Below are 12,441 nucleotides of genomic sequence, written 5' to 3' on the forward strand. Positions count from 1 at the left end.
GGAGGTGCCCCCACGCGCCCCTCTGGTGGCCGGTCGCCGCCGTCACCTGCTGCCCGGCCCGCCCGGGCCGAACGGGGCAGCCGGGTGGGTCAGTCCAGCGCGGAGAAGCGGCGCAGCCGGAGGCTGTTGGCGACGACGAACACGGAGGAGAGGGCCATCGCCGCACCCGCGATCATCGGATCGAGCAGTCCGGCCGCGGCCAGCGGGATGGCGGCGAGGTTGTAGGCGAAGGCCCAGAAGAGGTTCACCTTGATGGTGCCGAGGGTGCGCCGGGACAGCCGGATCGCATCGGCCGCGACGCGCAGGTCGCCCCGTACCAGGGTGAGGTCGCCCGCCTCGATCGCCGCGTCGGTGCCGGTCCCCATCGCCAGGCCCAGGTCCGCCTGCGCGAGGGCCGCCGCGTCGTTGACGCCGTCACCGACCATCGCCACCACCCGTCCCCGTTCCTGGAGTTGCCGTACGACGGACACCTTGTCCTCGGGCAGCACCTCCGCGTGGACGTCCTCCGCCGCGATCCCCACCTGCGCGGCGACCGCGCGGGCCACCTGCGTGTTGTCCCCGGTGAGGAGCACCGGCCGCAGGCCGAGCGCGCGCAGCCGCCGAACCGCCTCGGCGCTGGTCGGCTTGACCGCGTCGGCGACGACCAGCACGGCCCGGGCCTTCCCGTCCCAGCCGACCGCGACGGCGGTGGCGCCGTCCTGCTCGGCCGCGGCCTTCGCCGCGGACAGCGCGGGCGGCAGTTCGTGCGACCACTCGTTCAGCAGGCGCTCGCGGCCGACGAGCACCGCGTGCCCGTCGACGACGCCCTGCACGCCCAGCCCCGGCACGTTGGCGAAGCCCTCCGGCACCGGCAGTGTGCCGGTGCGCTCGGCCGCGCCGGCCGCGATCGCGCGGGCGATCGGGTGCTCGGAAGCGTGCTCCAGGGCGCCGGCCAGCCGCAGCGCGGTGTCCTCGTCCTCGCCGTCGGCGACGTGCACGGCGACGAGCGTCATCGAACCGCTGGTGACCGTACCGGTCTTGTCGAGCACCACCGTGTCCACGGCACGGGTCGACTCCAGCACCTCGGGTCCCTTGATGAGGATGCCGAGTTGGGCGCCGCGCCCGGTGCCGACCAGCAGCGCGGTGGGGGTGGCCAGGCCCAGCGCGCACGGGCAGGCGATGATCAGCACGGCGACCGCCGCGGTGAACGCCGCCGTCGCGCCCTCGCCGAGGGCGAGCCAGACCACCAGGGTGCCGAGCGCCAGCGCGATCACCGCGGGCACGAACACCCCGGAGATACGGTCGGCGAGCCGCTGGACGGCCGCCTTGCCGCTCTGCGCGTCCTCCACCAGGCGGGCCATCCTGGCCAGTTGGGTGTCGGCGCCGACCTTGGCCGCCTCGACGACGATCCGGCCGCCCGCGTTGACGGTCGCGCCGGTGACGAGGGAGCCGGGCCCGACCTCGACCGGGACGGACTCGCCGGTCAGCAGCGACGCGTCGACCGCGGAGCCGCCCTCGCGGACCACTCCGTCGGTCGCGATCTTCTCGCCCGGGCGCACGACGAAGCGCTCGCCCACGGCCAACTCACCGACGGGCACCCGTACCTCGGTGCCGTCGCGGAGCACCGCCACGTCCTTCGCGCCGAGTTCGAGCAGTGCGCGCAGCGCGGCGCCCGCCCGCCGCTTGGCGCGGGCCTCGAAGTACCGCCCGGCGAGGAGGAACGCCGTGACGCCCGCGGCGGCTTCGAGATAGATCTCGCTCGCCCCGTCGCCGCGGGAGACGGTGAACTCGAAGGGATGGGTCATGCCCGGCATTCCCGCGTCCCCGAAGAACAGCGCCCACAGCGACCACCCGTAGGCGGCGAGAGTGCCGACGGAGACCAGGGTGTCCATGGTGGCGGCGCCGTGCCGGGCGTTGGCCAGCGCGGCGCGGTGGAACGGCCAGCCCGCGTAGACCACCACGGGGGAGGCGAGGGTCAGCGCGAGCCACTGCCAGTTCGTGAACTGCCAGGCGGGGACCATCGACAGCAGGACCACCGGCAGGCCGAGCAGGATCGCGGTGGTCAGGCGCTGGCGCAGGGTGGTGAGTTCGGGGTCCTCGGAGGGGCCCGGACCCTGGGGCGCGGCGCCGTCCAGGTCACCCTCGGCGCCGTCCGAGCCACGGAGTGGCGTCTTCGCGGCCGGGGGAGCGGGCACCGCCGCGGTGTACCCGGTGGCCTCGACCGTCGCGATCAGGTCGCCGACCGCCACGCCGCCCGCATAGTCGACCCGGGCCTTCTCCGTCGCGTAGTTGACGGTCGCGGTGACCCCGTCCATCCGGTTGAGCTTCTTCTCGATCCGGGCGGCGCAGGACGCGCAGGTCATGCCGCCGATGGCCAGCTCGACCCGCCGGCCCTCGGGCCCGCTGTGTGCGTGTGCCGTGGTGGTCGCCATGTTCACTCCCTGGTCGATCCGTTCGACGTTCGCCTCGCGCGTCGGGTGCCGGGCAGCGGCGCGCTACGCGCGTGCGGAGTCCGCCCGTGCTGCGCTTGTTCGCAGGGCGCCTCTTCGTGCGCCGTCACCGTTTCCCGGTGCCCGCGCCGCCGTGTCGTCCCGGTCGGTCAGACCCGGCCGACGAGGTCGTAGCCCGCCTCGTCCACGGCCGCGCGCACCGTGTCGTCGTCCAGCGGCTGTTCCGACGCGACGGTCAGCAGGCCGCTGCTCGCCACGGCCGTCACGGAGGTCACACCGGGGATCGCCGTGATCTCCTTGCTCACCGCGGACTCGCAGTGCCCGCAGCTCATCCCCGACACCGAGTAGACGGCCTCGCTCATGCTGTGCTCCTCCTCCACGGGTACGCGTGCGTGGTGACGCGTACGGCTCTCGCGGCTGTCGTGCCGCCTGCGGTGGACGGGCGCCTTCCCCGTCCCCCTCTCACAGCAACCATATACCCCCTAGGGGTATTCCCATCGGTGGGTACGTGATCGGTCGGGGCCGTCGTGTCCGCTCGTGGCCGGCGGCAACGTCAGTCGGCGTCGGCGTCCGCGTCGGTGTTCGGGTCGGAGCCGCCATGGACCTGGGTGTCGGTGTCGGCGGTGTCGGCGGTGTCGTCGGCGGCGAGCCGGTCGAGCAGCGTGGCGGCCAGCCGCAGCACCGCCACCTCCGTCTCGTTGAGCTCGGCGGCCATCCGGCGGCGCAGCCACGCGTCCCGGTACCCGACGTCGCGGGCCATCGCCTCGAAGCCGCTCCGCGTCAGCTCGAGGACGTACTGCCTCCCGTCGACCTCGTCCCGCGACCGCGTCACGAGACCGTCCTCGCGCAGCGCTGCCAGCGTCCGGGTCAGCGACTGCGGCTGGACGTGGAGTGCCGCGGCCACGGCGCCGGGAGTGCTGGAGCCGCCGCGGTAGAGCTGCGCGAGGACGGCGAGCCGGGCGCTGGGCAGGGAGTCCGGCAGCCGCTCGGCGCGCATCCGGCGGGCCAGGCGGTTCACCGAGCGGCGGACCACCGCGCTGTCATCGAAGGGCGGGGGAGGGAACGACATCAGGTCATTTCCTAAGCTACGCGTATGATCAATCTACCCGGAATCGGGTCGATAGGGCGTGAAGGGAGGGAAGAATCGAGTTGCAGATGGCGAGAGTCATACGCAAGGCTTAGTAATCCGACCGACGTGACCACGCCGACCCCGCCCGAGGAGAGGCTCATGGCAGAGGACGAAGGATGCTGATCCGGCTGCGCCTGCTCGACCCGGGACGGGTGCGGCTGCGGATCGCCGTACGCACCCTGGCCGCCGCCGTCGCGGCGCTGCTGGTGTCGGGCGCGATCGGCCGGGCCGCCGGCCTGCCGGGCGGCATGGTGGTGATCGCGACGGTGGTCGCGGTGATGGTGTCGCGCAGCCTGCACGCGACCAGCCTGCCGCACCGGCTGTCGGCGCTCGTCCACGTCCCCCTGGTCGGCCTCCTCGCCGCGTTCGTCGGGCGGCTGATGGTGCAGAGCGCGTGGTGCGGCGCGGCGGTTTTCGTGGGGGCGGTCGGCGGGTCCCGCTACCTGATGCGCTTCGGCGGCAAGGTGCGGCGCTTCGGCCGGCTCGCGCTCACCCCGCTGATCGCCGTTCTGGTCACCCCGGTGCCGCCGTCGGCCGCCAAGGCCACCGGGCCGCTGTGGGGCGCGGTGTGCGGGGTCATCGCGGTGGCCTGCGTGCTCGCCTCCCAGATCGCGCTGCCGTCCCGCCCCACCCGCGAGGCGGCGGCAGCGGCCGGCGATTTCGTCCGGGCCGCCGCCCGCCTGCGCGCCCTCGCCCCGGGAACCGCCGCGCACGCGAAGGCCGCTGCCGCCCTGCACCGCACCGCGCTGACCGTCGAGGACCGCCTGGACGCCGCCCGGTTGCCCGACGGGACCGACCGCGCCCCGCTCGACACCCTTGCGGCGGCCGTCCTCACCGCGGAGGTGGCCGCACGGTACGAACGCTCCGCGGCGCCTCGGCACGGTACGAAGCCGGCCGCATCGGGCGAGGCCGCGCAGGTCGTCCCCGCGCAGGAGCCGTTCCCACGCGGGCAAGCCGCATCCGAGCGGGCCGATTCCGACGGGGCCGATTCCGAGCGGGTTGCCGCGGAACGGTTCGTACGGACCCCGGCCGTACGCTCCCGGGCCGGCGATGACGAGCCCGCGGCACCCGGCGGCGCGATGCCCGGCCCGGCCGGAGAGGTGACGCCCGGCCCGGCCGGCGAGGGCACAGTCGCCCGGGACGAGGAGGCCCACAGCGCGTCCGGCGCCGCGCCCTCCTCCGTGCCCGACGCCGTCGACATCGCCCTCGGCGCCGTACGTTCCGCATCCGAGGCCGTGCGCCGGGTGCGTTCCGTGCAGGAGGCGGCGCCCGACGTACCCGCCCCAGCGGCGCGACCGGGGGGCTGGCGCAACCCGCAGCCCCAGGCGCGGCTGAGCGCGCAACTCGTCGTCGCGATGGCGGCGGCGTTCACGGCCGGCCACCTGATCTTTCCGCGGCACTGGACGTGGACGGTGATCACCGCGTTCGTGGTGTGCAGCGCCGCACGGGGACGCGGTGACGTCGTGCACCGCAGCGGGCTGCGGGTGGCGGGCGCCTTCACCGGCGCGGTCACCGGCACGCTGGTCGCCCATGAGGTGGCGGGCGACCACGTCGCCGCCATCGCCGTCATCTTCTGCTACCTGCTGGTCGGCCTGTGGCTGCGCGAGACCACCTACGCGGTCTGGGCGTTCTGCGTCACCAGCCTGCTCGCGGTGCTCAACAGCCTCAACGGCGAGCAGGGCGGCGCTCTCATCGTGCAGCGGCCCGAGGGGATCCTGCTCGGCTCGGCCTGCGGGATCGCGGCGGCGTACTTCGTGTTGCCGCTGCCGACCACCCTGGTCCTGCGCGGCCGGGCCGGCAACGCGCTGCGGGTGCTCCAGGACCTGCTGGCCGCCGCGCGCGAACCCGAACCGCGCCCTGCGGCGGTCCGCCACCTGGCCCGCCGGTTCGACCGCGCCGTCCGCGAACTCGCGGTGGTGGCCGCGCCCGCGCGCGCCCACCGCACGCTGACCCGGCGTGCCCTCGGCCACTCGGCCCGGGCCGCGCGCCGGGCCGTCCCCGCACGGCCGCACGACGCCGACTGGGTCGACGCGCTGGCCACCTGCGCGCACGCCGCCCGCTCGCTCGCCCTGTGCGACGCGCACACACTCGCCGCCGCCCGGCCCCAACTCGGCCTGGCCGCGCTCAACCTGGGGCAGGTACGCCGCCGCCTCGGCCGCCGGCCCGACGCCACGCCCCCGCGGCCGGCACGCACCGGGCCCGCCGCGGTGGTCCGGCTCGACGCCGCACTCGGCGAGCTCTACGACCTGCTGCCCGCGCCCGCCGCCGACCCGGCGCCGCCGGCGTCCCCGCCGCCGTCCGAGCCGGCCCCCGCCGCAGCCGGTTGAGATCTTCCGCACTCCGCTCCGACCCCTGGCCGCGCCTGTTGCCGGCGGCTCTACCCTGGAGGCGACGGCGCGTATCCCACCCGGGAACGCGACCACTCATCCGCCAGGAGGCGACGCCGTGCTGCGCACCATGTTCAAGTCCAAGATCCACCGGGCCACCGTGACCCAGGCGGATCTGCACTACGTGGGCTCCGTGACCGTCGACGCCGACCTGATGGACGCCGCGGACCTGCTGCCGGGCGAACTCGTGCACATCGTCGACATCACGAACGGCGCGCGCCTGGAGACCTACGTGATCGAGGGCGAACGCGGCTCAGGCGTCATCGGCATCAACGGTGCCGCCGCCCATCTCGTGCACCCCGGGGACCTGGTCATCCTGATCAGCTACGCGCAGGTCGAGGACGCCGAGGCCCGTACGCTGCGGCCGGCCGTGGTCCACGTCGACACCGCCAACCGGATCACCGCGCTCGGCGACGACACTGCCGAGCCCGCTCCCGGTACCGACGCCCTGCGTCCCCCGCACGCGGTCGTCCACGGCTGACGCCGGGGGCCGCGCGCCCCTTCAAGCGGCGGTGGTGACCACCGAGGAGCCGCGCACCGATCCGGACACGGGACGTATCTCGATGCGAACGCCGCGCGCTGCTGCCGTCCACTGGGCGCGCAGCCGCGCCAGCTCCGTCAACTCCTCGGCCGTCCACGGCCGGTCGCCATGCTCCTGCACATAAGCGCGCAGGGCCGCGTTCGCCTGATCGAGATCTCCCCCGTACATGTGATCCACCCTAGACCGGGGCACTGACAATCCCGAATCGTTTGACCACCGCGCGTGCCCGCCGCGCCCCGGTCCGCGGCCGACCGCCCCGGCGTGACCTGGCAGAAACGGCGCGGCCCGCGGTCTGCTGGCATCCTGAGTGTGAGGGAGGACACAGCACACGTATCGGCTGCAAATCCCACTGAATCCCGGCACCTCCCCGTATTCCGCATCCGGTAGTCCGCGTTGCGTACCCCGCGCCCCACGATCACGGAGGACCGCACCATGCTCACCAACGACTACGTGCCCGGCGCGCCGAGCTGGCTCGACCTGGGCAGCCGCGACGTCGACGCCGCGACGGAGTTCTACCGCGCCGTGTTCGGCTGGGAGTTCCGCTCGGCCGGGCCCGACGCCGGCGGGTACGGCATGTTCCAGCTCGCCGGGCAGACCGTCGCCGGTCTCGGGCCGATCACCGGCGAGGGTGCCAGCCCGGCCTGGACGGTGTACTTCGAGACCGCCGACGCCGACGCCACGTCCAAGGCCGTCGAGCAGGGCGGCGGGACCGTCCGGTTCGCACCGCTCGACATTCCCGGGGAGGCCCGGATCGCCGGGTACACCGACCCGGCGGGCGCCGAGTTCGCGGTCCTCCAGCCCGGCAGCCTCAAGGGCCTGGACCGGACCGGTGCCGACGCGCTGTGCTGGACCGAGCTCTACACGACGGACGCCGGCCAGGCCAAGCGCTTCTACGGCACGGTCTTCGGCTGGGACACCGAGGACATGCCGCTGCCCGGAGACGCCGGCAGCTACACGATCGTCTCCCGCGCCGGCGGCGGCCAGGCCGGCTCGCACGGCGGCATCATGCAGCTCGCGCCCGAGCAGCTGCCCGACGGCCTGTGCTACTGGCAGCCGTACTTCGGGGTCGCCGACACCGACGCCGTGGTGACCAGGGCCACCTCGCGCGGGGCGACGCTCCTCATGGCTGCCACCGATGTGCAGGGCGTCGGCAGGATCGCGCTGCTCCGGGACCCCGAAGGAGCGTTCTTCGCCGTGCTGCAGCCCGACCCGCCCGCCGTCCCCGCGACCTGAGGGACCGCCGCCTGACCAGCACGTCTGCCCGGCGCCCAGGCCCCTGACGCCTCGCTGCCCGGCCGTCAGCCGCCCGCGCGCTCTTCCTCCGCGCCGGGCGGCCACGCGGCCAGGAGGCGGGCGCTGTCGAACCGCAACTCCCGCCCCGTCAGCGGATCGGTGAACTCCAGCGTCCGCGCCAGCAACTGGAGCGGCCTGGCGAAGGGATCCGCCTCAGCGCCCCCCACCCCCGATGCCGGGTCCCGCCCCGCCAACGGCTCGGGCCCATCCGCCGGCACCGGATAGACCGGGTCGTTCAGCAACGGCAGCCCCAACCCGTTCATGTGCACCCGCAACTGGTGCGTGCGCCCGGTCAGCGGAAGCAGCCGGTAGCGGCCGAGCCCGCCCCCCGTCGCCAGCAGCTCGATCCGGCTCTCCGCGTTCCACGGCCCGGGCACCTCCCGCGCCGCCATCTGCCCGCGCTCTTTCTCGATGCGGCTGCGCACCGTCAACGGCAGCGCCACCGCCGGGTCGTGGGCCGCGACCGCTTCGTACACCTTGCGCACCCGCCGGTCCCGGAAGAGCGTCTGGTACGCCCCGCGGTCCTCGGGGCGTACGACGAACAGCACCACGCCCGCGGTCAGCCGGTCCAGCCGGTGCGCCGGCGCCAGCAGCGGCAGCCCCAGGTCGCGCCGGAGCCGGGCCAGTGCCGTCTCGGTGACGTGGCTGCCGCGCGGCGTGGTGGCCAGGAAGTGCGGCTTGTCCGCGACCACGATCCGCTCGTCCCGGTACAGCACCTCCACCGGGAACGGCACGACCGGCTCCACCGGGAAGTCCCGGTGGAACCACACCCACGCCCCCGCTTCGTACGGCGTCCGCTCTTCCACCGGTCCGGTCGCGGTCACGAACCGCCCCTCGGCGAGCATGGCCTCGATCCGCTCGCGCCCCACCGCCGGGCCGTACCGCGCCAGCAGGTACCCGCCCACCGTCGCCCAGCCCGCAGCACCCGCAGCACCCGAGCCACTCGCCGGCCCGGGGCCGGGCAGACGCACTCGCACCGGGTCGACCCCCTCACGCTGCCCCAGCGGCGCGGCCGGCGCCCTGCGCCCCGGTCTGCGTGTCATCGTGCCCGTCCTCTGTCCGTCCCGTCCCGAGCCGCCGTGTCCGCCCGGTCGGGGGTCGCCCACTCGCCGGCAGGCCCGGCCCGGTCCAGGCCCGACCTGCCAGGTCCGCCCGCGCACCGGGCAGGCCCACCCGCGCACCGGGCGGGGCCCACCCGCCTACCGCCAGGCTACGGCTCAGGACTCCGGGGAGCCGCCCATCATGCGCAGCATCGACAGTCCGCCGGTGCGCAGGAAGCGGACCACCAGCGCGGCCGCACCCAGCAGGAACACGATGTTGAGCCACGTCGTGTAGTTCCAGCTCACGCCGTCCTCCGGGATCTTCGCCCGCGCCTGATCGGGGACCAATCCGAGGCCGCCGAAGACGAGTTCGACCACATACCCGGCGGCGACCGACGCGACGTAGAGCGACGCCGACAGCAGGAGCGTCATACGTATTCCGTAGTACTTCCGGTAGATGTTCAGGATCGGCAGGATCAGCAGGTCGGCGAAGATGAACGCCACCACCCCGCCGAAGCTGATGCCGCCCTTCCACAGCACCACCGCCAGCGGCACGTTCCCGATCGAGCAGACGAAGGAGACCAGCGCCACCAGCGGCCCGATCAGCGGGCCCCACACCTTCGCGGCGAGCGGGTGGCCCTCGAAGAAGAAGCCGCTCCAGAAGGAGTCCGGTACCCATGCGGCGATCGCTCCGGCCACCAGCAGCCCCACCACGAGGTCGCGGATGATCGCGGCCCACTCCATCACGAAGACGTGCGCCACCGAGGTGTAGCCCTCCCGCGACAGCAGCCGCCGCAGGAACGGTCCGTCGCCGGTCACCGACATGTCCATCGCCGCGTGGCCCTCCATCGACCCGGCCACCCCGCGCTCCGCCTGCCGCCGCGCCTGCCGGACGGCGCCGCCGTCCAGGAGCAGCCGGAAGAGCACCGCGAGTACCACGATCATCACCGGGCCGCCGGTGAACTCGGCGAGCGTGAACTGCCAACCCATCAACAGGGCGAGGATCACTCCGAGTTCGACCACGAGATTGGTCGAGGCGATCTCGAAGGCCATGGCGGCGGTGAAGTCCGCGCCCTTGCGGAAGAGCGAGCGCGCGAGCGCCACCGCGGCGTACGAGCACGACGAGGAGGCGGCGCCCAGCAGCGCTGCCGTGCCCAGCGTGCGGGGCCGGTCGTCCCCCAGCAGCCGCACGACCGTCGCCTTGCGCACCACCGCCTGCACGACCGCCGACAGTGCGAACCCGAGCACCAGCGCCCAGGTGATCTCCCAGGTCATCGACCCGGTGATGGACAGCGCGTGTCCCACCGCGTCCATACGACGACACCCCCTCGACTCGACCCGACCCGGCTCCCGCTCACGTACCTGCGAGACCCAGGCCACCGCCCTGTCCGGTGGCCTCTCGCCGGTCCGGCCATGGAATCACATCGCGACTACGCTGCGTACGCGAGTGCGTGCGGCCTGTGGACAACTCGTCGGGCACCTGCCGAGTGGAGGGGGGCGGCGCGAGCCGGGCGGCCGGGAGGGGGCTCCGCCCCGGCGGGGTCAGTCCTCCCTGCCCTCCGTCAGCTCCCCGAGCCGCTCCAGGTAGCCGCCCTTCTCCTCCCACGCCGTCAGGGCCGCCATGATCTGGTCGTGCGTGGCGTTGGGCTTGCCCTTGACCACCACGACCATCTCGGTGTTGGGGGACAGCGGCAGGATGGCGGTGTCCAGCGTGGTGCCCTCGGTGAGCGCGCGCGAGATGCGCACCGGCAACTCGCCACCGGAGTCCTGGCGCGCGTGCTTGGTGTAGTAGCGGTTGCCCGGTGTGTCGGAGGGCAGCGGATCGCCTCCGTCGAGGATGTGCTCGATCGAGCCCTGGCCCCACTCCAGAATGCGTTCGATGTCGCGCAGTGTCGCCGTGACGCTCTGGAACTCGTGCCCGCGTTCGATCGTCTGGATGGCGGTCCGCTTCACGCCGATCGCGTCACCGAGGCGTACCTGGCTGAGCCCTTTGCGTTTGCGTGCTGCTCGGATGACGCCGCCCAGTCGCAACCAATCTCCGTCCATGGCCCACATCATGCCGGAGCCCAGGCAACCACGCAGCCGTCTTCCGAGCCTTCGACCAGCGCCGGATGCGGCCGGAAGTAGTCCATTGGTTGCATGACGGAACGGGAGTTGGGCTCGCGGGTGTGCGGGGGGAGAGAGCTGAAAAGCTCTGATAGCAATGTTCGATGCTCCAATGCGGCTTGCAGCCAGGGTGGTTGACGGATACTTTCGAGACGTGAGAACGAACGGTGCGGCAATGAGGGCACTCCGCATTGCTCGGAAGATGAGCCTTCGCGAGATGCAGACGCTGACCGGCCTCGATCGCGGCCATCTGTCCCGTCTGGAGCGCGGCCTGGCCGGTGCGAGCGACGACACGATCCGCCGCTGCGCCCGCGCGCTTGACGTCCCCACCGCCGCCATCACCCACGACGACCTGGGAAGGCCGGTCGACGGCCCATCGATGCGTGCTCAACGCACCTTTTCCTCTTGATAGTTGATAATTCCACCGTGACCTGCTCGCAGTGTGATTCTCCCCTCGAAGTGGCACACTGCTGCCATTGGGACGCCGCGCGAGGAGGCGGGGGAGATGACCGCAGCGCACGCGTCGAACGGCTCGACCGTCCGATTGATGGTCCTGGGCAGGCGGTTGCGTGATCTGCGCGCCGCCGCCGAGATGTCCTTCGAGGACGCCGCGCTCGTACTCGACGTCGCCCCCATGACGATCCGCCGGATGGAGATCGCCAAGGGCCGATGGAAACTCCCCTACGTCAGGAGCCTGCTGGAGGCGTACGGCGTGCCCGAGGCCGAGGCCGTGCCGTTCCTCGACCTGGTCCGGGAGGCCAACGAGCCGGGCTGGTGGCATGGTTACCGCGACGCGCTGCCGTCCTGGTTCAACGCCTACGTCAGCCTGGAGCAGGCGGCCGCCCTCATCCGCGGCTACGAACCCCACTACGTCCCCGGCCTGCTCCAGACCGAGGCGTACGCCCGCGCTGTCCTGCGCACCGGGAGCAACGGCGCCGGACCCGGCCTCGACCGCCGTGTCGCGGTCCGCGCCGAGCGGCAGAAACTCCTCACCGCCCCGACGCCGCCGGAGATATGGATGGTGATCGACGAGACGGTGCTGCGCCGCCCGGTGGTCCCGCCCGACGTGATGCGCGGCCAGCTCGACCGGCTGGCCGAACTGATCGACCTGCCCCATGTCACGCTCCAGATCATGCCGTTCGGCACCTGCCCCCACGAGGGGATGTACGGGCCGTTCCACATCTTCCGCCTGCCGCACGAGGAGATCTCCGACATCGTCTACATCGAGTACCTCGCCGGCGCGATGTACCTCGATCAGGGTGACGAGGTCGCCGTCTTCCACGAAGCGCTGGACCGGATCTGCGCGCAGGCCCTGCCGGTCCAGCGGACCGGCCGCCTCCTCGCCGCCTTCCGCAGGGATCTGACCCGATGAGTCCGTCCGGAGCCCGGCTCCCGGAGACCGCGCGCGGTCGGTGAAGCCCGTCGGGCATGCGCGGTTCTCCGGGGTACGCCGCTGGTCGGACGCTTGCGGTCCTGTTGGCTTCTGTTTTTTCCGTCGCGAGGATTGACCGAGAAG

At 73.2% G+C, this 12,441-nt stretch carries 12 protein-coding genes; 5 read left to right on the plus strand and 7 right to left on the minus strand.

Features of this window, described 5'->3' with window-relative positions; all coding sequences use genetic code 11:
- Window positions 1-89: 89 nt before the first annotated feature.
- The 3 genes from C4U44_RS11895 to C4U44_RS11905 form a co-directional block, all read right to left on the minus strand.
- Window positions 90-2,411 (minus strand): heavy metal translocating P-type ATPase, encoded by a 2,322-nt coding sequence (locus tag C4U44_RS11895; protein WP_103885665.1) that lies wholly within the window; start codon window positions 2,409-2,411, stop codon window positions 90-92.
- A gap of 167 nt (window positions 2,412-2,578) precedes the next feature.
- A complete protein-coding gene (locus tag C4U44_RS11900; protein WP_103885666.1) occupies window positions 2,579-2,791 on the minus strand; it encodes a heavy-metal-associated domain-containing protein in 213 nt (70 codons plus the stop codon).
- A 191-nt stretch (window positions 2,792-2,982) separates the two neighbouring features.
- Window positions 2,983-3,498 (minus strand): MarR family winged helix-turn-helix transcriptional regulator, encoded by a 516-nt coding sequence (locus C4U44_RS11905; protein WP_103885667.1) that lies wholly within the window; start codon window positions 3,496-3,498, stop codon window positions 2,983-2,985.
- 176 nt (window positions 3,499-3,674) lie between these two features.
- On the opposite strand from C4U44_RS11905, the gene C4U44_RS11910 reads away from it, so the two are divergent.
- A complete protein-coding gene (locus C4U44_RS11910) occupies window positions 3,675-5,885 on the plus strand; it encodes an FUSC family protein (protein WP_103885668.1) in 2,211 nt (736 codons plus the stop codon).
- A 118-nt stretch (window positions 5,886-6,003) separates the two neighbouring features.
- Window positions 6,004-6,426, plus strand: a complete 423-nt coding sequence (gene panD, locus C4U44_RS11915; protein WP_103885669.1) for an aspartate 1-decarboxylase — start codon at window positions 6,004-6,006, stop codon at window positions 6,424-6,426.
- Window positions 6,427-6,447: 21 nt separating this feature from the next.
- Here the strand turns inward: panD and C4U44_RS11920 are convergent, their stop codons facing one another.
- A complete protein-coding gene (locus C4U44_RS11920; protein WP_146088249.1) occupies window positions 6,448-6,654 on the minus strand; it encodes a hypothetical protein in 207 nt (68 codons plus the stop codon).
- A 264-nt stretch (window positions 6,655-6,918) separates the two neighbouring features.
- Here C4U44_RS11920 and C4U44_RS11925 point away from each other — a divergent pair, with 264 nt between their 5' ends.
- A complete protein-coding gene (locus tag C4U44_RS11925; RefSeq protein WP_103885671.1) occupies window positions 6,919-7,719 on the plus strand; it encodes a VOC family protein in 801 nt (266 codons plus the stop codon).
- A gap of 65 nt (window positions 7,720-7,784) precedes the next feature.
- Here C4U44_RS11925 and C4U44_RS11930 read toward each other — a convergent pair whose 3' ends face one another.
- From C4U44_RS11930 to C4U44_RS11940, 3 genes are all read right to left on the minus strand, one after another.
- Window positions 7,785-8,822 carry a pseudouridine synthase gene (locus C4U44_RS11930; RefSeq protein WP_103885672.1) on the minus strand — a complete coding sequence of 346 codons (1,038 nt, stop codon included), beginning with the start codon at window positions 8,820-8,822 and terminating at the stop codon, window positions 7,785-7,787.
- 174 nt (window positions 8,823-8,996) lie between these two features.
- Window positions 8,997-10,133 carry a permease gene (locus tag C4U44_RS11935; protein ID WP_103885673.1) on the minus strand — a complete coding sequence of 379 codons (1,137 nt, stop codon included), beginning with the start codon at window positions 10,131-10,133 and terminating at the stop codon, window positions 8,997-8,999.
- Between the two features lie 228 nt (window positions 10,134-10,361).
- Window positions 10,362-10,865, minus strand: a complete 504-nt coding sequence (locus C4U44_RS11940) for a helix-turn-helix transcriptional regulator (protein ID WP_160145019.1) — start codon at window positions 10,863-10,865, stop codon at window positions 10,362-10,364.
- Between the two features lie 235 nt (window positions 10,866-11,100).
- Between C4U44_RS11940 and C4U44_RS11945 the strand changes: the two genes are divergently transcribed.
- Together C4U44_RS11945 and C4U44_RS11950 are read left to right on the plus strand one after the other, a co-directional pair.
- Window positions 11,101-11,334 carry a helix-turn-helix domain-containing protein gene (locus C4U44_RS11945; protein WP_265737322.1) on the plus strand — a complete coding sequence of 78 codons (234 nt, stop codon included), beginning with the start codon at window positions 11,101-11,103 and terminating at the stop codon, window positions 11,332-11,334.
- 96 nt (window positions 11,335-11,430) lie between these two features.
- A complete protein-coding gene (locus C4U44_RS11950; protein WP_103885675.1) occupies window positions 11,431-12,297 on the plus strand; it encodes a helix-turn-helix domain-containing protein in 867 nt (288 codons plus the stop codon).
- Window positions 12,298-12,441 lie beyond the last annotated feature (144 nt).

Origin of the sequence: Actinacidiphila yanglinensis, from assembly GCF_900107965.1 — a bacterium.
Lineage (GTDB): Bacteria > Actinomycetota > Actinomycetes > Streptomycetales > Streptomycetaceae > Actinacidiphila > Actinacidiphila yanglinensis.

Bases quoted from the DNA above. Each gene is read 5' to 3' on its own strand.
- C4U44_RS11935 (WP_103885673.1), bottom strand. From the start codon at position 10,133: ATGGACGCGGTGGGACACGCGCTGTCCATCACCGGGTCGATGACCTGG.
- C4U44_RS11950 (WP_103885675.1), top strand. From the start codon at position 11,431: ATGACCGCAGCGCACGCGTCGAACGGCTCGACCGTCCGATTGATGGTC.
- C4U44_RS11945 (WP_265737322.1), top strand. From the start codon at position 11,101: ATGAGGGCACTCCGCATTGCTCGGAAGATGAGCCTTCGCGAGATGCAG.
- C4U44_RS11895 (WP_103885665.1), bottom strand. From the start codon at position 2,411: ATGGCGACCACCACGGCACACGCACACAGCGGGCCCGAGGGCCGGCGG.
- C4U44_RS11900 (WP_103885666.1), bottom strand. From the start codon at position 2,791: ATGAGCGAGGCCGTCTACTCGGTGTCGGGGATGAGCTGCGGGCACTGC.
- C4U44_RS11910 (WP_103885668.1), top strand. From the start codon at position 3,675: ATGCTGATCCGGCTGCGCCTGCTCGACCCGGGACGGGTGCGGCTGCGG.
- C4U44_RS11930 (WP_103885672.1), bottom strand. From the start codon at position 8,822: ATGACACGCAGACCGGGGCGCAGGGCGCCGGCCGCGCCGCTGGGGCAG.
- C4U44_RS11920 (WP_146088249.1), bottom strand. From the start codon at position 6,654: ATGTACGGGGGAGATCTCGATCAGGCGAACGCGGCCCTGCGCGCTTAT.
- C4U44_RS11925 (WP_103885671.1), top strand. From the start codon at position 6,919: ATGCTCACCAACGACTACGTGCCCGGCGCGCCGAGCTGGCTCGACCTG.
- C4U44_RS11940 (WP_160145019.1), bottom strand. From the start codon at position 10,865: ATGGACGGAGATTGGTTGCGACTGGGCGGCGTCATCCGAGCAGCACGC.
- C4U44_RS11905 (WP_103885667.1), bottom strand. From the start codon at position 3,498: ATGTCGTTCCCTCCCCCGCCCTTCGATGACAGCGCGGTGGTCCGCCGC.